The sequence below is a fragment of the Parolsenella catena genome, from assembly GCF_003966955.1.
Lineage (GTDB): Bacteria > Actinomycetota > Coriobacteriia > Coriobacteriales > Atopobiaceae > Parolsenella > Parolsenella catena.
This window is the reverse complement of sequence record NZ_AP019367.1, coordinates 728,654-747,103: the sequence shown is the minus strand read 5'-3', so window position 1 is coordinate 747,103 and position 18,450 is coordinate 728,654. Positions and strand designations below refer to the sequence as shown.

At 59.6% G+C, this 18,450-nt stretch carries 15 protein-coding genes; 6 read left to right on the top strand and 9 right to left on the bottom strand.

All coding sequences use genetic code 11. The features are described from left to right. Nucleotides 1-57 precede the first annotated feature (57 nt). Together Pcatena_RS03430 and Pcatena_RS03425 are read right to left on the bottom strand one after the other, a co-directional pair. Nucleotides 58-477: an XRE family transcriptional regulator gene (locus Pcatena_RS03430; RefSeq protein ID WP_126421641.1), complete on the bottom strand. Its 420-nt coding sequence runs from the start codon at nucleotides 475-477 to the stop codon at nucleotides 58-60. 33 nt (nucleotides 478-510) lie between these two features. After that, the gene (locus Pcatena_RS03425) at nucleotides 511-1,140 is read right to left on the bottom strand and encodes an Ltp family lipoprotein (RefSeq protein WP_198433416.1); all 630 of its coding nucleotides are present in this window, start codon (nucleotides 1,138-1,140) and stop codon (nucleotides 511-513) included. Between the two features lie 181 nt (nucleotides 1,141-1,321). Between Pcatena_RS03425 and Pcatena_RS03420 the strand changes: the two genes are divergently transcribed. The 6 genes from Pcatena_RS03420 (at nucleotide 1,322) to Pcatena_RS03395 (ending at nucleotide 9,171) form a co-directional block, all read left to right on the top strand. Further along, a complete protein-coding gene (locus Pcatena_RS03420; protein WP_126421637.1) occupies nucleotides 1,322-3,637 on the top strand; it encodes an NAD(P)/FAD-dependent oxidoreductase in 2,316 nt (771 codons plus the stop codon). Between the two features lie 21 nt (nucleotides 3,638-3,658). Next, on the top strand, nucleotides 3,659-4,951 hold the full coding sequence (locus Pcatena_RS03415) for an aconitase X (RefSeq protein ID WP_126421635.1): 1,293 nt from the start codon (nucleotides 3,659-3,661) through the stop codon (nucleotides 4,949-4,951). After that, complete coding sequence (locus Pcatena_RS03410) at nucleotides 4,951-5,394, top strand: aconitase X swivel domain-containing protein (protein WP_232619892.1); 444 nt, start codon at nucleotides 4,951-4,953, stop codon at nucleotides 5,392-5,394. The genes Pcatena_RS03415 and Pcatena_RS03410 overlap by 1 nt, the downstream gene beginning before the upstream one ends. A 138-nt stretch (nucleotides 5,395-5,532) precedes the next feature. Continuing rightward, nucleotides 5,533-6,969: a M20/M25/M40 family metallo-hydrolase gene (locus Pcatena_RS03405; protein WP_126421633.1), complete on the top strand. Its 1,437-nt coding sequence runs from the start codon at nucleotides 5,533-5,535 to the stop codon at nucleotides 6,967-6,969. Between the two features lie 128 nt (nucleotides 6,970-7,097). Next, on the top strand, nucleotides 7,098-8,414 hold the full coding sequence (locus Pcatena_RS03400; protein ID WP_232619891.1) for an MFS transporter: 1,317 nt from the start codon (nucleotides 7,098-7,100) through the stop codon (nucleotides 8,412-8,414). Between the two features lie 424 nt (nucleotides 8,415-8,838). Further along, on the top strand, nucleotides 8,839-9,171 hold the full coding sequence (locus Pcatena_RS03395; protein WP_126421631.1) for a hypothetical protein: 333 nt from the start codon (nucleotides 8,839-8,841) through the stop codon (nucleotides 9,169-9,171). Between the two features lie 97 nt (nucleotides 9,172-9,268). On the opposite strand, the gene Pcatena_RS03390 is transcribed toward Pcatena_RS03395, so the two are convergent. The 7 genes from Pcatena_RS03390 to Pcatena_RS03365 form a co-directional block, all read right to left on the bottom strand. After that, entirely contained in the window at nucleotides 9,269-9,778 is a 510-nt protein-coding gene (locus tag Pcatena_RS03390; RefSeq protein ID WP_126421629.1) for a pyridoxamine 5'-phosphate oxidase family protein, read from the bottom strand. Nucleotides 9,779-9,938: 160 nt separating this feature from the next. Then, on the bottom strand, nucleotides 9,939-11,486 hold the full coding sequence (locus Pcatena_RS03385) for an AlbA family DNA-binding domain-containing protein (protein ID WP_126421627.1): 1,548 nt from the start codon (nucleotides 11,484-11,486) through the stop codon (nucleotides 9,939-9,941). Between the two features lie 121 nt (nucleotides 11,487-11,607). After that, nucleotides 11,608-14,100, bottom strand: a complete 2,493-nt coding sequence (locus Pcatena_RS03380; RefSeq protein ID WP_232619913.1) for a type I restriction endonuclease subunit R — start codon at nucleotides 14,098-14,100, stop codon at nucleotides 11,608-11,610. Further along, complete coding sequence (locus Pcatena_RS08240) at nucleotides 13,989-14,801, bottom strand: type I restriction endonuclease (RefSeq protein WP_232619890.1); 813 nt, start codon at nucleotides 14,799-14,801, stop codon at nucleotides 13,989-13,991. The genes Pcatena_RS03380 and Pcatena_RS08240 overlap by 112 nt, the downstream gene beginning before the upstream one ends. A 6-nt stretch (nucleotides 14,802-14,807) precedes the next feature. After that, entirely contained in the window at nucleotides 14,808-15,719 is a 912-nt protein-coding gene (locus tag Pcatena_RS03375) for an AbiJ-NTD4 domain-containing protein (protein ID WP_126421625.1), read from the bottom strand. Continuing rightward, nucleotides 15,719-16,846, bottom strand: coding sequence for a restriction endonuclease subunit S (locus tag Pcatena_RS03370; RefSeq protein WP_198433414.1), 1,128 nt, complete (start codon nucleotides 16,844-16,846; stop codon nucleotides 15,719-15,721). The genes Pcatena_RS03375 and Pcatena_RS03370 overlap by 1 nt, the downstream gene beginning before the upstream one ends. Next, on the bottom strand, nucleotides 16,833-18,446 hold the full coding sequence (locus Pcatena_RS03365) for an N-6 DNA methylase (RefSeq protein WP_126421623.1): 1,614 nt from the start codon (nucleotides 18,444-18,446) through the stop codon (nucleotides 16,833-16,835). Before Pcatena_RS03365 ends, Pcatena_RS03370 begins: the two co-directional genes overlap by 14 nt. Nucleotides 18,447-18,450 lie beyond the last annotated feature (4 nt).

Here is an 18,450-nt window from a genome sequence, read left to right as displayed (position 1 = left end):
CAGGCCCCTTTGGGCACCCTATGGCGTTAGCCCGGCTATCTGATCAATAAAGCGCAGCTAGCAGATGGTGCGCTCGCCAAAGCAATAGAGCTCCTCGTTCACCTTCTGCAGCGAGCAGCCGCGGTCGAGGCAGAAGATGATGATGGCATCGCGCCGGTCCTTACTGTAGAGCGAGCTCACGCCGGCGGCCTCGAGCGCGCGGTTGGTCTCGCGCAGGGTGAGCGCCATGGCAAAGGCGATCTGGAGCACCTTGTCGCGGCTGGGGTTGCGCGCGCCCGTGAAGATCTGGTAACCAAACGTCTCGTTAAGGTTGGCCATGCGCACCACCTGCGACCGCTTGAGCCGCTTGGCCACAAGCAGCTCGTTGAGGTAGTCGGAGAGGGAGCGGGTTCCTGGCGCGTGCACGTCAAGATAGCTGTCGATGCTCGGCGCCTCGAGCAGCTCGTCGAGCAACTCCTCCGTCAGCGGCTCTGCCATGGTTGCCTCCGAGTGCCTCCTTCGCATGCGATCCTAAAGGTTTGCGATTGCGTAATCCGCTTCTTCCTGCGTGAACTTCTCGCCGGCAGAGGACGTAAGCTGGTCGCGAATCGCCTCAGGTGACATGCTCATCTCGCTCTGATACTGCTTGGCCTTTGCAAGCGCATTTGCATTGTAGTCTGCCTCAAGGTTGTCAATGGCATACTGGGCCTCGTCAGCCGTAAACTTCTCTCCCTCCTCAGCGGTAAGCTGATCATAGATGGCCTGCTTTGACATGTGCATCGTGTCGCTATAGTTCTTTGCTTTCTCCAAGGCATTGGCGTTGTAATCCGCCACAAGATTGTCAACGGCGTACTGAGCGGCCTCGGGAGCGTACTTCTCTCCATATTCGGACGTAAGCTGGTCATAGATGGCCTGCTTCGACATGTGCATCGTAGAGCTGTAAGACGATGCCTTGCTGAGTGCAGTCTTATATTCGGTAGGAACGTTCTCATCTTGCTGTTCGGCCTGAGCGGGCGCATTCGAAGCGTTTGACGCATTTGAATCCGTGGACTTGTTGCCGGACCCAAGGCCCGCGGCAACGCAGATGACAACGAGAGCTATCACGACGAGCTTGAGCTTGGACTTCTTCTTGCCGTCTGTGACCTTGTTATTCTTGAACATTGAATTTCCTTCCCTGTGGTTATCCGTATGGCCAATCGTAGGGAGGAGAAGGATGGAAAACATTAGCTGCCAGCATTGATTTGGTGCCCACAAAAAAGCCCGCGCCCCACAAACAGTCGTTGACTACTTAACATATACGACTACACTAGCTTGTTGCCTAGTCAACATCTGAGAGGAAGCCATGGGAAAAGACGCACTGGTCCAGCAGCTGGTCGGCTCATACGACAACTGGCCCGCAAGCAGGGAAAACGCAAGCGAGAAGCCCGGCCTCTGCGGCAGCTCCGCGCGCATGACGCAAGAGCTCTACCCCTATGACCGTCTCTTCTCGCCCATCAAGATCAACAAGCTCACCATCAAGAACCGCATCGTCATGGCGCCCATGGGCAACATTGACATGTGCGAGGAGACCGGCCGCCCCAACGACATGATGCTGCAGTACTTCTTCGCGCGCGCCAAGGGCGGCTGCGGCCTGCTCACCACGGGCCTCGTCCCCGTAAGCCACGGCATAGACTCCACGGTCACGGAGCTCGACGGCCTCACCTACTTCCCGCGCATCGACCGCAGCCGCACCGTCATGCCCGGCTGGCGAGACCTCGCCCAGGGCGTCCACGCCCATGGCTCGCGCATATTCGTGCAGCTCACGGCCGGTCTTGGGCGCGTCGGCAACCCGCAGTGCCTCCTCACGCAGAAGAAGCTCCCGGTATCTGCGAGCTTCCTGCCCAACTACTACATCCCGGCGATCCCCTGCATGCGTCTCTCGGACCGCAAGCTGCGCCGCATCGTGACGAACATCGGCCAGGCCGCGGCGGATGCGCACGCAATGGGCATCGACGGCGTCTACCTGCACGGCCATGAGGGCTACCTCATCGAGCAGCTCTCAAACCCCGCCTTCAACCACCGCAAGCTGGGACGATACGCGGACTGGCGCCGCTTTGGCCTCGACATGGTCGCCGAGATTCGCCGCCGCGTGGGGCCCGACTACCCCATCATGTACCGCATCGACCTGTCGCTTGCCCTCGAGGAGACCTACGACGAGGAGACGCTCGGCTCCACCTACCTCGGACGCATGCGAGGAGGGCGCACCGTCGAGCAAACGCTCTCCTATATGGAGGAGCTCGTGGCGGCCGGAGTGGACGTCTTCGACGTTGACCTGGGCTGTTATGACAACTGGTGGATGCCACACCCGCCCGCGAGCATGCCGGCGGGCTGCTTCGTGCCGGTGGCGCGAGCCGTGCGCGAGCGCTTTGCGGCAGACGGCGTGCGCTCCAACGCCGGCCTTCCCGTCCCCGTCGTGGCCGTGGGCAAGCTCGGCTACCCAGACGCGGCCGAGCGCGCGCTGCGCGAGGGCAGCTGCGACATGGTCATGCTCGGCCGACCTCTGCTCGCAGACCCGGAGTGGCCCAACAAGGCCTTCGCCGGGCGCGTCGCAGACATCCGCCCGTGCATCGGCTGCCAGGAGGGCTGCCTCAACGAGTTCGTGGAGGGTGGCCACCCGCAGTGCGCCGTGAACCCGCGCTGCAGCTTCGAGCACCTCATGCCAGAAAGCCCCGCTCCCGCAAAGAGGCCCAAGCGCGTGGCCGTGGTGGGCGCCGGACCGGCGGGCATGGTCTGCGCACTCGCGGCGTCTAGGCGGGGACACGCCGTGACGCTCATCGACGCGTCCGATAAGCTCGGCGGCAAGCTTGTGGCCGCCGGCGCCGCCCGCATCAAGTTCGACGTCGAGAACTACCGCGTCTACCTCGAGCGACAGGTTCGTAAGCAGGCCGATGAGGGCAATCTCACACTCAAGCTGGGCCATGCTGCCACAAAGGATGCACTCGCAGCCGCGCGCTATGACGCGATCGTCTGCGCGGCTGGCGCCCAAGAGGCCACGCCGCCCATCCCCGGTCTCTCCGAGCTCGTCGATGCCGGCCTGGCCGTACCCGCCACGCGTCTGCTCCGTGAGCCGGAGCTTCTCGGCCAGGCGCGCAGCGTCACCGTGATAGGCGGCGGGGCGGTGGGCTGCGAGGTGGCTCAGTGGCTCGCCGTGGAACGCAATGTCTCCGAGGTCAGCGTAGTCGAGATGCTCCCGCACATGATGCAGGGCGCTTGCACGGCAAACCGTGGGCACCTGCTCCACGCGCTTGCTGGCCACGGCGTGCGCCTGCTCAACATGACCCGCGTAGAGCGCGCCGAGCAGACGCTGGGCGGCACGCTCCTGCACGTCTCGCGCAACCGCCACAAGAACGTGCCAGACCCGTACGTCTCCTGGACGCCCATTCTGCCCGAGAACGTCGTGAACCCGCTCGCGCCCAAGGTCGGCGACGACTGGCACGAGGAGGTCATAGCCTCTGACCTCGTGGTTATTGCCTGCGGCGGGCAAGCGGACGACTCTCTGTTCTACGAGCTGCAGCAGACGCACGCCGCGCCCGAGCTCCGAAACATCGGCGACGGCTTTGCCCCCGGGCGCGTCCTGGAGGCAGTGCGGGCGGCATACCGCCTTGGCACCACGATCTAGACCGGAAGGAGTTCTCGTAACATGAACCTCACGCCAGAACAACAGGCGCTGCTCGACGGCGCCAAGGGCCCGGCCATGGCCAAGGTGGTGAAGACCCTCGTGATGTACGGTGAGTGCTTCGGCGCCACGCGCATGGTGCCCGTCACCAGCAGGAATGGCCACATCGTCACGAGCTTTGGCCTGTCCATGCTCGGCCCTGTCTATGACCTCATGGACGAGCTCATCGAGCAGGGCGCGCTCAGCGGCCAGGCGTTCTCCGCCGACCCGCGCCCGCTCGACCCGGCAGTGCCCGCCAACCCCCTGCAGCGGCTCGTCTTCAAGGTCATGTACTCAAAGCAAGATGACTACGAGGCACAACTGCGCAAGATGGGGCTTCTGAGAAGCGATTCGTTCACCTGCACGTGCTATCAGCCCGAGGTTGGCAACCGCCCCGCGCCCGGAGACGTCCTCAGCTGGGCGGAGAGCAGTGCCGTGGTCTTTGCCAACTCGGTGCTGGGCGCGCGCTGCAACCGCAACTCCGGCATCATCGAGCTGTTCGGCTCCATCGCGGGCTTTGTGCCCGAGTTTGGCCTGCTCACGGACGGGGGCCGCCAGGCCACGCGGGTCATCGAGGTCAGCTGCGAGCGCAAGCCCGAGGCTCAGGTGCTCGGCAGCGCCATCGGCATGAAGGTCATGGAGGAGGTCCCCTACATCAGGGGCCTCGACCACTGGCTGGGCCACGAGCTCACCGCCGAGGTCGAGGACTACCTCAAGGACATGGGCGCCGCGAGCGCATCCAACGGTGCCGTGGGCCTCTACCACGTGGAGGGCCTCACGCCCGAGGCGCGCGAGAAGGGCCGCGACCTCATCGCGCCGGACGCCCGGGTCTACCGCATCGACGACGCCGAGCTCGAGCGGGTGCGCGCGAGCTACCCCGTCATGTGGAAGAAGCCGGGCGCACGCCCCAAGCTGGCCTTTATTGGATGTCCGCACCTCTCGGCAACGCAGCTCGAGCGTTGGGCGGGCGACATCTGCGAGGGCCTCGCCGCCGCGGGGCATCGCCGCGTGCAGGTGCCCACCGTGCTCACCGCGGCGCCCGCCGTCGCCAAGGCCTTCCGCAAGACGGACGCCTACGCGCGCTTCGCGACCACGGGGGCGGTCGTCTCGAGCATCTGCCCGCTCATGTACACGAACAACCCGCTGTGTGGCGGCATGCCCATCGTCACCAACTCGAACAAGCTGCGCACCTACTCAACGGCGCGCTACTGCACGGACCGCGAAGTGCTGGAGTGCGTCACGACCGGCGCACTGGCATGGAAGGGAGGCGACCGATAATGGTGAAGGTCTTCCACGGCCGCGTCGTGGTGCCCGGAAGCGTACGGGCGGAGGCGCTCGTGAGCCACGGCGGGCTCAACACGCTCGCGTCGTTCCAGAAGGCGCTCATGTTCGGCGACAAGCGCGCCACCTGCTCTGACCAGAACAACCCCGACCTCTACGGCAAACCCATGGCCGGCCGCGCCCTGTGTCTGCCACAGACGATTGGCTCCACGACGGGCGGAATGGTGCTCTTCTGCGCCACGAAGATGGGGCGCCAGCCGGCGTGTCTGCTGTTCTCCAAGCCCATCGACAGCCTGGCCGCCGCCGGCGCCATCCTGTCCGGCGTGTGGACGGACACGCCCATGCCCACCGTAGATAACCTGGGCGACGAGTTCCTCGAGGCCGTTGCCACCGGAGACACCGTGACGGTCGAGGAGGACGGCACCGTCACCGTGTCGTAGGCGCCGTGCGCAAGCGTGAACAGGTGCCTATCCCCTGTTCACGCCGCGCAAGATGAACAGCTCGCAACGTTTTGCCCGGCACGCTGCCAGGGGGCATATCCTGTCTCGCAACAGCGAAAATGCAAGGAAAGGACCATCATGGGAGCCAAGCCATCAGCCGCACAGGGAACGCCGCTCACCGCAGGCGGCTACAAGGCGGGAGACGACGCCGTCGAGCGCTTCCGCGAGCTGCTGCGCATTGCCACCGTCTCGCGCGAGGACGTCTCTCAGCGAGATAATGCCGTCTTTGCCCTGTGGATCCCCACACTTCGGCGCCTCTACCCGCGCTTCTTTGCCGTGGCCGAGCTCACGCGCATCGATGACTTCGGCATCCTGCTGCGCTGGCCGGGCGCGGACGCGGGTCTCGACCCCGTCGTCATGATGGCTCACCAGGACGTCGTCCCCGTCGAGGGCCAGGACTGGCAGCACGACCCGTTCGCTGCCGACATCGCAGACGGCCAGATCTGGGCCCGCGGCACGCTCGACACCAAGAACATCGTCGCGGCCTTCTTCGAGGCGGCCGAGCACCTCGTGGGCCAGGGCTACGTGCCCCCGCGTGACGTCTGGTATTTCTCGAGCGACGGCGAGGAGATCGCCTCGCCCACGGCCGCCCACGCCGTCGAGTGGCTGCGCGAGCACGACGTCCACCCCTACCTGGTGCTCGATGAAGGCGGCGCCGTGGCAACCGACGCGCCCCTGGGCGTCACCGAGCCCGTGGCCATGGTGGGCGTGTCCGAGAAGGGCCACGTCGACCTCACGGTCACGGCACGCGCGAACGGCGGCCATGCCTCCACGCCCGCGGCCAACGACGCATGCCGGCTTCTCTGCCGCGTGTGCGAGACCATCTCGGCCAACCCCGGAAAGCCGCAGCTCACCCCTGCCGTCGAGGCCACGCTTGCCGAGCTTGGCGCTCGCAGCTCCGAGCTCTACCAGGCCGTCTTTGGCAACCTGTGGCTCACGCGCCCGGCCGTGACCAAGATCATGGCCGCAAGCCCCGAGACGGCCGCGATGCTTCGCACCACCTACGCCCTCACCCAGCTCGAGGGCTCCAACGCCCACAACGTGCTGCCACCCGTGGCGCGCGCCAACTTCAATGTGCGCATCGCCCCGTTCGAGACCATCGACGACGCCGTCGAGCGCGCCCGCAGGCTCGCCGCCCAGCAGTGCCGCGCGAGCGGCGTGGACCCCAGCCTCGTGACCGTCGAGGTCAACGAGGCCATTCCCTACACCGAGCCCGCACCCATCTCTCCCTACGAGAACGACGCAGCCTTTGACTACCTGCACCGCTGCGTGGCAGGCGTCTACCCCGAGGCGGGCTTTGCGCCCTACGTGCAGAACTCCTGCACCGACTCGCGCGAGTTCAACGCCATCTGCGACCGCGTCTACCGCTTCTGCGGCTTTGTCTACTCGGGCGAGGCGCGCACGCTGCTGCACGCGGCCAACGAGCGCATCGGCGTGGACGTCTACAAGCACGGCGTCGAGTTCTACGTGGCGTTTCTCGCCAACCTCGAACACGTCGAGACGCTCGGTGCCTGACGCATGAACAGTGGACGTACCCCCGTTCGGCCAGACGCTCGGTGTCTGACGCATGGGGCGTGAACAGGGGACGTACCCCCCCTCACGCCTCATCCCCCGCTCGCACGCCCCAACCCAAGGAGATACCCATGGCAAAGCCCGACCTCAAGCGCGCCGCCAAGCTCGACAGCCGAGCCGTGGCGCTGGCCTCGCTGCCCTTCATGGGCATGATCAGCTTCTGGCAGGTCTACGACGGCATCGTTCCCAAGATGCTCACGAACACGTTTGGCCTCTCCAACTCGCTCACCGGCGCCATCATGGCCATCGACAACGTGTTTGGCCTGTTTCTGCTGCCGCTGTTCGGCATCCTCTCGGACCGCTGCACGAGCAGGCTCGGCCGTCGCACGCCGTTCATCCTGGGCGGCTCCGCCGTGGCCGTGCTCTCCGTGCCGCTCATCGCCATCGCCAACAACATGGGGAGCCTTCCCGTGCTCATCTGCGCCATCATCCTCACGCTGCTCGCCATCTGCGCCTATCGAACCATGACGGTAGCCGTAGTGGCAGACATCACGCCGCGCCCGCTACGCACCAAGGCCGACTCCATCGAGAAGATCGTGGGATACGCTGGCACGGGTCTCATGCTCGTGGCCATCTCGGTGATGGTGCCCAACGTGGAGCGGCCCGACTACCTGCCGCTCTTTGTGCTGCAGGCGCTCTTCATCCTCGTGGCGGCCGTGGCCTATGCCGCGTTCGTGCGCGAGCCGGCGCTTGTCGCCAAGATGCGCGAGAAGTCGCTTGCCATGGGCATTGACGAGGAGCAGATCGACCTCGACGACTCCCCCGAGGCCGGCGGCAAGGAGCGCGTGGCAGACGCCGGCATGCGCCGCTCCATCGCGTGCCTTCTGGCCGCGACGTTCTTCTACTACATGAGCTACAACGCTATGACCACGAACATCAGCCGTTACGCGGACCTGTTCTTTGGCATGGCCGGCGGCTCGTACGCCGTCATCAACATCGTGACCATCGTGGGCGCGCTCGCGAGCTACGTGCCGTTGGCGAACCTCTCGCTCAAGATTGGCCGCAAGAAGGTGGCGCTTGGCACGGCCGTGATCATGGCGGCGTGTCCCGCCCTCATCTGGCTGGCACCGGGCTTTACGCCGGCGCTCTACCTGGTGTTTCTTCTCATGGGCGTGGCGCTGGGCGGCGTTGACCTGTGCGTGTACACGATGATCCTGGAGTGCTGCAGCTCGCGCAGCGTGGGCCGTTACTCGGGCTACTACTACACCGTGAGCATGGCCGCGCAGGTAGTGACGCCCATTCTCTCGGGCCTCGTGATGGACGTGGCGCCAACGATGCTGTTTGCCTACATTGCCGCGATGGGCGTGCTCATGCTCGCAAGTGTGGCGGCCGCCAAGCACGGCGACGCCATCCTCATCGACGAGGTTGCCCGCCGTGAGGCCGAGTAGCGTAGCGGAGTTTACGGCAGCGTCCCTCTTGGACCCCGTTTGCTTCTCCGCAAAATGATAGGACGCCGGGGTCGCAAAACCTTAGCTGCGAGCGTTGATTTGGCGATTAGACGCGCGGAATCGCCCAACTGTCGCCTTGTTGACGGCTAGCTTGAAAGCCATCGAGTAGACCGAACGTGCACAAACCGTCTACCTGCGACTTTAGCGACGCTTGAACGCTCTATACCTGGTATGTTCCGCCCTAGCCGTCAACAAAGCGACAGCTGAGTTTAACGGACGCCTAATTTCTAATGTGCGGGAGGAGCAGCACCACTCGCGCCCACGAAATACCTCCACCGTCATCGTCCCAAAGGACACGCCCCCTGGGACCGCACTCGCCACGCTAAGCCAGCGGCATCATAGAACGCCAGGCGAAAGGACCCTCATGAGCATCCAGATGAGGAACTTCCCCGAGGGACAGAACGCCAAGATAACGGCGCAGTTCGGGGGCTACTCCGTCCTCGAGTACGAGCGCGACCTCAGCGTGAGCCCGCAGGAGGCTCAGCTCTCCTACTTTGCATCCAAGATGAACGTCAGGCGCAGGCAGCTCGTATGCGACCTTGACCGCTTCGCGAGTCACAGCGTCACAATGCAGGCCGATGCCATGCAGTGGACGGCCGGAGATGTACAGCCCCTCACCGGCATCCGCGGCGTCGGCGACACCGGCAGGTTCATGTTCACGCCGGCTGCGCAAGGGCAGGTTGCGGACGCGAGCTAAGGCAGACACGCGCAAACTCCGCCTCCTGGGATGGAATCAGGGCCGTGCGGACCCGAAACCATCCCGGTGGGCGGAGTTTGCGACAAGAGTGGATCTCCTACAGTTCAATCCACTGACGAGAGTCGAAGCCGCGGGACTTGAACTCGCTGCAGAGATAGTCAATGCGTGAAGGCGTCACGCGGATGAGATGGAGCATGCCCCGAAGCTTAGGCAGGGCCGAGACAGGAAGTCCCTTGGCCGCAACCGCCTCTGCGAACTCGTCACTCTCGGGATCAATGAGCTCGGCTGTTCCCGTGACCTGGGCGCTCGCAAGCTTGCCAAAGCCACCGTAGGGCTCGAACACGGCAAGGCTCACGTTCTTGTTCCACTTGAGCGCGCAGAACTTCAGGCCACCCTCCGAGAAGATCCAGAACGAGCCGTCGCGCCAGACGTACTCCAGCGGGGTGCAGCGCACGAAGTCGCCCGCCCCGCAGACAAGCGTGCACGTGTTGTGCGAGGAAAGAAAGGCGTCGACCTCGGCGCGCAGCTCGGCCTCGGGCATCCGGACCACATCGGTCTCCTTGCTGGTCCAATGCGTCGCGACCTTGTCGTAATCGCCGTTGGTCATGCCGGTTTCCCTCTAAGTCGCACTGCGCACGTCATTGCCTCAGATGTGCGCTCAAATAACGCAGACAGTTATCCCGTCGAATGCTGCCGGCGAAAGAGTTCGCTATGCGAGCCCGCGCATTATACATCGGTCAGTATGGATTGGGCGGTGAACCGAACAGCTAGCTATGTCCCTCGCGCTTCTCGGCGTTGTTGTATGCGAATATGTCAGGCTGTTGCTCGCCAGGCTTTTCAGGGTGCTCGTTCAGGAAATGACTTAGGGCACGCGTCGGGTCAAAGCCCCAGTAGAACCGGCCGTCATTCCTCAGGGCCTCCTCGCCCGCCAGTTTATAGAGAGCCCGTAGACCCAAGGCGACCTTATCGTCATCGGCATCGGGAAGCAGTTCCCTGCGCGGTCCCTGGTCATTGCCAAAGAAACGGGATACCACGCCGGCGATGCGATTCTCCGAATAGGCACAGCAGGCGGGGTAGGCAAGCCCGGTTCCCACGCCCGAGACAAAGACGCAGAGGCAGTAGAGGAAGTCGAACGAGCACAGCAGGTCAAGGTAACGGTCCCGCCCTAGATCCCCATTCTCCGAATCCAGCCCGCAGTCGGGGGCGACGATGGGATGCTTGGTAGCGTTCTCCAGCGCGACAGATATCATCATTCCGGAGTCGGCGTCTTTAAATAGGCCTGCCCTGACGGACTCAACCTGGCAGTCCCTTATCCAGGAGGCGTAAAGCGAGTACGGATTCGCCGGAGACTGCCTGTTGACGAACGGGGCGATCAAGTCCCACCTCTTTAGGCGAACAAGCTGCGCCCCCAGTTCGTAGCAGGCGACGGCCACCTTCAGATGCCTTGTTGAACGATCCGCTTTTGATTCATCAATGGAGGCATAACAGTCATAGAGGGCATCGACGACTTTGATGAAAATCGCATCGTTGTAGTAGGCGACGGCGTATGCCCCGATTCCCACGAGCTCGTTGAGGGCATCGGATTCGCTTTGGAACTGAGAGGCGACTTGCCCGATGAAGCGAGCGAGCTTCTCGTCCTCTTTCTGCTCAAAGCAGATTGCGAGGGCCTCGACGAGAGCGTGCTCGTCCATTCCGTAGACAAGAGGGGGAGTTTTGCCCCTTTCGCCCAAGACCGCGATAATCTTATCGACGAGCAAGTCCATGCGCTTACTCTCGTCTTTCCTCACGCGGCCATCGTGCTGGCCTAGCATCTCAGCCCACTGCGCATACTCAATGCACCGGTTTTGCGCCCCGTCGCGTCGGCTGAACTCTCCTTCCCGGAAAACAACGGACTGTCGCCCCTTTCCATCGGCCGTTTGACCAAGCTTTGCGAAGGGGACGGGAAGGCCATCCTCCGGGCTGAGAAGGCAAATGAGGCAATATGTATGCCCGTCCACGTCATGCAATTGGGAGATGGCAGCAAGTGGAGCGTCAACATACTTCCTTATCTTGTCCGTCAGCACCGCACCGTCGAACTGCGACCAATTCGTTTGCTCGCTAATCTCAGACGGCTTACCATCATCGTCGGCGCCGATGACGATATAGCCACCCGGATAGCGGTTACACATCGAGACGGCATCCTTGACAAAGTGGAGCTCGTCAATCTTCTTCGAGAAGTCGAGTGTCTCCTTGAAATCGAGCTCGGAGCACTCGCCGCCAGAGTTCAAGAGTTCGAACAACTTCTCCTTATCGGTTCGACCATCTACTACGATCATCAGCAGCCTCACTAAAAAAGTGATTGTTTCGAAGCATATTCAAGAAGTTCAAGCCTATTGAACTGCTGCTCCGACAATTTTTGCCTTGGAATAATACGAAGCCACACAGCGTCTGAGTCGTTCATTTAAACGTATCGTTCTTCTTGAAGTTCTCCGCCTGGTCCATAACCTTCTCGAAGACCTCCTCATCCCACTCGGGTGGGTATCCATTCTTGTAGAGCATCACGGTAAGATCCATGTTCAGCTGGCTTTTGATGTCATCGCGTGTCGACCAGTCAGCGTATTGTGCTTTGTCACTCACAAGCTTTGAGATTTCCTTGGCGAGCGCCACACACTTCTCATCCTCAAAGACAAATCCATGGTCATCGCGAACCTTAACCAAGATGTCGTAGAATGCCTTTTCCTCGTAGGTGATCCCTATCTTCTCGAAGGATCGTTCGTCGTCTTTTAGATCCCGGAGAATGTCAACGAGCTGGTCAGACAGGCTGTCAACAAAGTCAGACACGACCTCGCTGGCGAAGGTCAGGTTGTCGCGAGAGTTGTACTCAGTGACGACCCTTCTCAGGCGCTCATCAAAATCGAGGGCCTTAACCCTGTTGGTACGTCCGTAATCTCTAATGGCCCTCTTGACCAGCTTCATGAGGGCATTGAACTTGGTAATAGGCATTTTCATGGCATTAAGCTCAGCGATTGCATCTTCGCCGAAGAGATCCTCGGGTCCGTCAACGTCAATCACGCTCTCAACGCCCGTGCAGCTGATTGCCCGCCGCACCATGTCCTCCACAACCTCGTTCATCATCTCGGCGTCGGGCGCATCGCCCTTGGTCTGCTTATAGACGATGGAACGAATCGCCATGTAGAACTGAGACATCGCGGTCTCGTGGTCGGATAGTTCTCCCGAGGGAAAGCAGATTTGGTATGCAGACTTCAGAATGCGCGTAAGCCCCATGAATCGCGTCTGAAATTCCTTCGAGAGCTGAACGTACTCGGCGGCCCTATTCAGGCATCCAAGGCGCTCGAGCGGTTTACCCATATGGAAGGCACTCGAATCGAAATTAGTCATGAGGTCGTCAATCATGGCCAGATGGTTACGGAAGATGCCCAGGGCAACGGTCAAATCGTCGATAGCACCGGAATCGTCACCGCCGTAGGTCTTGAGCGCCTTCATCATGTTCTCTTTGATGCCGAAGTAATCGACCACTAGGCCCTGGTCTTTGCCTTCGAACACGCGGTTTACGCGGCTGATGGTCTGCACCAACGTGTGGCGTTGCAACGGCTTGTCGATATACATGACGGCAAGCGAGGGAACGTCGAAGCCGGTAATCCACATGTCGCAGACGACGGCGATCTTGAAGTTTGAATCGTTGTTCTTAAACTGCTTGTCGAGCTTCTTGCGCCATTCCTTGTTGCCGCAGGCGTCAAAGAGGTCCCTCGGATCGTCCTTGCCACGCGTGGCCACGATGTTAATCTTGGGCAGCGACTCAAGCTCCTCCAGTCGCTCAGGCAATAGCCTGCTCTCGTTCTCGGCCTTCTTCGCAACGCCCCATTCGGGTCGTATGGCCAGGATGGCGTTGAGCAGGTCGAAGGCATGGGGGCGATTCGAGCACACTATCATGGCCTTCTGTACCACGCCTGGTTTCTCCCCACAGAGGCGTTCGTAGTGCTCGACCATGTCGGCTGCGAGCTTCTTCAGGCGGTCGGGATCGCGTAGCAGCACCTCCATCGAGCTCATGGCGCGTTGGCTCTCCTTGATGGCATCCTCGGTTGAGCCCTCTTCGGCGCAGCGGTCGTAGTACTCCTTGATCTTCTTCGCTTCGTCATCGGAAAGGAGCACTCGCGCCAACCTAGGCTCATAAGCGATACGCACGGTAATCCCGTCGTCGCTCGACTCTTTCATGGTGTAGCGGTCCACAACTGGGCCGAACACGGCAATCGTCTCGTCGATGGGCGTACCCGTGAATCCGACGTACGTCGCGTTCGGGAATCCGTCGCGCAGGTATTTAGCGAAGCCGAAGCGGGTGAAGGCACCCTCTTCGGTGATCATAAGCTTAGAGCCCGCGCCCGTCTGAGTGCGGTGCGCCTCGTCGGAAATGCAAATGATGTTGCAGCGGTTGGAAAGAAGACCCATCTGCTCGCTGAACTTCTGGATAGTGGTGATGTAAACGCCACCCGATTCGCGCCCACGCAGCGTCTCCGCCAAGTCGCCGCGCGTCTCGATGCTGCGCACATTCTCGTCGTGCAGGAACCGCTTCGCGGTCACAAACAACTCGCTTGTCTGGTTATCCAGGTCCTCGCGGTCAACAATAAGCACGATGGTAGGATTGCCCAGCTCCTCGCTGCGTCGAAGCATCATCAGACGCGAGAGGAAGAGCATGGTGTATGTCTTGCCGCAGCCAGTGGCGCCAAAGTACGTACCGCCCTTGCCGTCGCCCTCGGGACGCAGGTGCTCGCAGATGTTGTCGAGCATCTTCGTCGCTGCGAAGTACTGCGGGTAGCGGCAGACTATCTCAGTGGAGTTCTTGCTGTCGTCTGGGAAGAAGACGAAGTCGCGAACGATTGCCAGGAAGCGGGCGGGCGCGAACGCGCCCTCGACCATGGTGTAAAGGGAATTGATGCCGTTCGACACCTTGTCGAGGTCATTGGCCTTGTTCCAGGCGAAAAATACGAGTACGGAGTGAACACGGTGCCAATCTTGCTGTTGGCGCCGTCGCTGACCGCGGCGATGCAGCAGTACTTGAGCAGACTTGGGATGTCACGCGCGTAGCGAATGGCGATTTGCTTCCACGCGTCGTGGATGGTCTTATCCTCCTCTATGGCGGTCTTGAATTCGAGGATGGCGAGCGGTATGCCGTTCACGAAGCACAAAAGGTCGGGGCGGCGGGTGCGCACGTCCTCGACCGTGTATTGGTTCACGATGAGGAAGTCGTTGTTGGCGATGTCGTCGAAGTCGATGTACTCGATATGAACGGCAGACTTGTTTGTGTCCTCTCGAGAAAGTGTGTACCCCTCGTTGATGAGCCAGAACACTCGTCGGCACCCGTCGTAGAGCGGGGTCGAGGGGACACGCTTGAGCTCGCCCACGAGCGTCTGGAGCTCGCCCTCGGTCAGGTCGATATTGGCATAGCGGCGTCGAAGGCTCGACTTCAACCGGTCCTCCATGAGTGGCTCATCGAAGCGACGGTGCAGCAACTCGCCGTTAGCATAGCTCCAACGCACGCCATTGGCGTCCTGCTGCTGGAACAGCTTGATGATTGCCTGCTCAAGCTCACCTTCAGTGAATTTGCTGTTTTCGAATTTGCTGTCCGACGATTTCATTCTTGCCTACTCTATGTCAGTCGCTTCTTGGATGAGATAGGTATCGAGAGCGCACGCCAGGTTGACGGCAAGGTTGGCCATCGGGGCGCTGATCTCGCATTCAGTCGCACCGGAACCGTGTGCCGCCACCTTGTTACGAATGATAGGGAAAGACAGAAGAACGCTATTCTGAAAAGCCTCGGGCTTGAGGCTCTCTGGAAGGGATAACTTGTCGGACTCAAGCAGCCGTTTTATAAGGCCGTTGGCCGACTCCGTCTCAGCTCCTGGTCCGCAGATAACCTTGAGGACGCTCTCGTAGCTTTTCCCAGCATTAATCACAGCTTCAGCATAGTCTCCTCGTCCCAGGAAGTCGACGGCCTTCCTCAGCTCGTCGTAGGCCCCCTGGTAGAGGGGATTCGCGTCTCTAAGCTCCTGCATTCTTTCGATTGCCTTGAGTTTCAAGTCCAGTTCGAATTGCTTGGCATCGACCTTGACCAGACGTCCATCAGTAAATAACCAAGGGCAATCATGCTCCTGGAAAACACGATTGATTTCCTTGCGGAATCCTTCTTTTCCGTTTTCTACGTCATCGGAAAGCTCATCGTATTGAAGCTCAATGATATCGAAGAGGTGGGGTGTAAAAACGTTTGTTAGGACAGCTGCTTCGTCATAACTATATGTCATATAACCGAGGCTGAATAAGTTATAGCCAATAGTGTCATTCAAGTCTTCGATTGCAAGGGACAGCGCATCGGTCTCGTAAGTGGTATTGTCATATCGACTTGACTTGACACGGAGAGGTTCGCAAAAGTCAAGCATCACATCAGCAAGGCGCCTTTTGACTTCGAGCGTTACATTATCGGTAAGTCCATCGCCAAGGTCAGTTTCACTGATGCGGTCCAAGGCATCGTAACGTTGAGAAAAGAGACGCCTCTTCACTAGTTCATAGCCTCCTGCATTGCACCTCTAACGAGAATTGGACAGATTAATTTGAGCTGGTTTTTGAGCCAAGTACAAATCATCCTTCTTTCACGGACTGCATTTGACAGATTGACCACAACCTCTTGAATCCCAATTTCTGGTATTGGAATTCGGATGTCTCTCATCTCCTCAAAAGTAAAATTTTCTCGGGCACTCCCCCATGACGAGAAACGCGCATACCGATCGAATTCGCTCCTGCGCAAGAAAGCCCCTAGATATTCGGGGAGTAGCTTCATCTTGTCGACTGAAAAGACCTCGTATATCGGAGAGACGACAATGGCGGTATTTTGGTTGTTTACTGCAAAAGCCAGAACCTTCCAAGTGTCCGTCGTTGGAACATAAGCTATATCCCCAGGTTCGACCACCTTATAATTCCCAAGTTCTTTCTTGTTGACACGACTCTGAGGAACCCTGAATTCTTTTTTAGTACTAAGCCCCAGAACCCTATCAAGCTCTTGCTCTCGGTCCCTATTCCTGTCTGCTTTGCGGCTTATATAAGGAGCGATAGCTTCATGAGGAAGCTCGCTCATTAGCCTTTCGATAAACGCATCACACGCCAGCTTTAGGTCGTCGAGTCCCTTCTCGTAAGCCCGCTGGTTGGCCAGCATCGCCTCATAGACGGCAACGTATTTTCGCTGAATCTCGATTGGCGGCAATTCGATTTCGGTGTCGCAAAGATCCTTCCATGAAAATGCCTCGCGCGCACTCCCCCAAGAATTAAAACGAGCATATCTATCGAATTCGGCACGATTGAACAACATGAATAGGTAGGCTGAATCCAAACGACTGGAATCCTGGACGTAGAACACCTCATAAGAAGAGGAGACAATATAGCTGCTTCCCGACGTATTGTGAGCAATCGTAAGCTTGTCGCTATTACGCGAGGTAATCGTTACGTATGCGAACCAATCGGGCTCAACCAATTTGTAGGGTTTCAGCGAGACACCTCTCATGTCCGCCTTCGTCGGAATAAATACCTTTTCAACAGAAAGGCCACGGACAGAGCCAACGCTATATCTGTTCTCGACGTTTCTTTTATCAGAGCGAGCAATAAGCTCCCCAAGTTTTACTTTATTCAATCCCATAGCCGATACCCTCAAACGCAGCTGCAAGCATGGCCTGGGACTTCTTCTCGGTTGTTAGCAATTGCTTCATCTCATCCTGGATACGTCCCATTTCCTTCTCGTAATTGATGTCCAAGTCGTGGTCCACAAATTCGATGTACTTGCTCGGCGCAAGTGAGTACCCGCGACTCTCGATGGTGAGTTCCTCGGGGTCGTCGCTTTTGACGCGAACGGACTTGCACAACTCGGGAACGTCCTCATAGCCACCGTCGACGCAGCGCCAGTCTTCAAAAATGGACTTGACGCGGGAGATCTGCTCCGTGGTCAATACCGTCTTCTTTTTGTTCTTGCCCTTATCGTACGTATACTTCTCGATGTTCTCATCCCACGTGCGCAGATCAACGAACAACACCTCGCCACGGCGGTCGCGCAGATGACGGCCACCCTGCTCGCAAGCGCCCTTGTTCATATTCAGAATCCACAAGGTCACGGAGATATCAGTCGTGTAGAACATGTCGCGCGGTAGAACGATGATGGCCTCGACTTTGTCGTTCTCCAGGATTCTCTGCCTAATCTCTCCTTCGTCGCCATCCGCGTTGAGCGCTCCGTTGGCGAGGAGAAATCCGGCGACACCATGGTTTACGTCGAGTTTCGAGAGCATGTGCAATATCCATGCGTAGTTCGCATTGGACACAGGAGGCACTGGATAGCCAGTCCAGCGTGGATCCTTAGTGAGTTCGTCCTCCCCGCGCCAGTTCTTGAGGTTGAACGGCGGGTTTGCCATGATGAAGTCGACTTTCTTGTCAGGATGTTGGTCCATCGTAAAAGTCGAGACTGCCCTCTCCCCAAGGTTGTTCGATATACCGCGAATCGCGAGGTTCATCTTGCACAGCCGCCATGTATCGGGATTGGACTCCTGTCCAACAACCGAAATTGCACTGCTGTTGCCATGGTGACGCTCCACGAACTTGTGCGATTGCACGAACATGCCGCCAGATCCACAACACGGGTCGTAGACTACGCCCTCATAAGGCTCGATGAGTTCAGCGATAAGCTCAACCACGCAGGCCGGCGTGTAGAACTCACCGTCTTCCTTTGAACTGCCAACGGCGAACGTCTGGAGAAAGTACTCGTAGACCCTTCCGATAAGATCTTGCTCGTGGAAACGCTTCTCACTGATTTGCGCGATAGCGTCTATCAAAGTTTTGATAGACGTCGCAGAGGCACCCAGCGTAGAGAAGAGGCCGAGGGGCAAGGCGCCCTTCAGCGAGGGGTTTGCCCTCTCGGCCTCACTCATCGCAGTGTCGATTATGACGGCAATGCCATTTGAAGCGGCGTGGTCAAGGATGTAGGACCAGCGAGCCTCCTCCGGAAGGTAGAAGACATTTGCGGCATTGTAGAATGACGGCTTCTCGAGAAACACTGGGATGTCCCCATACTGCTCGAGGAGCTCCTGGCGTCTGGTCTCGAACTTGTCGCCAGCGAACTTGAGAAACACGAGGCTGATTACGGCGTCCCTGTTCTTCTCCATGCTGCCCACGCCACGAAGCGCGACACGGCAGTTCCACAGAGCTTGTTCGAGAGATAATTCTTTGTCCTTTTTGACGGCTTTGCGAGCCATAGGA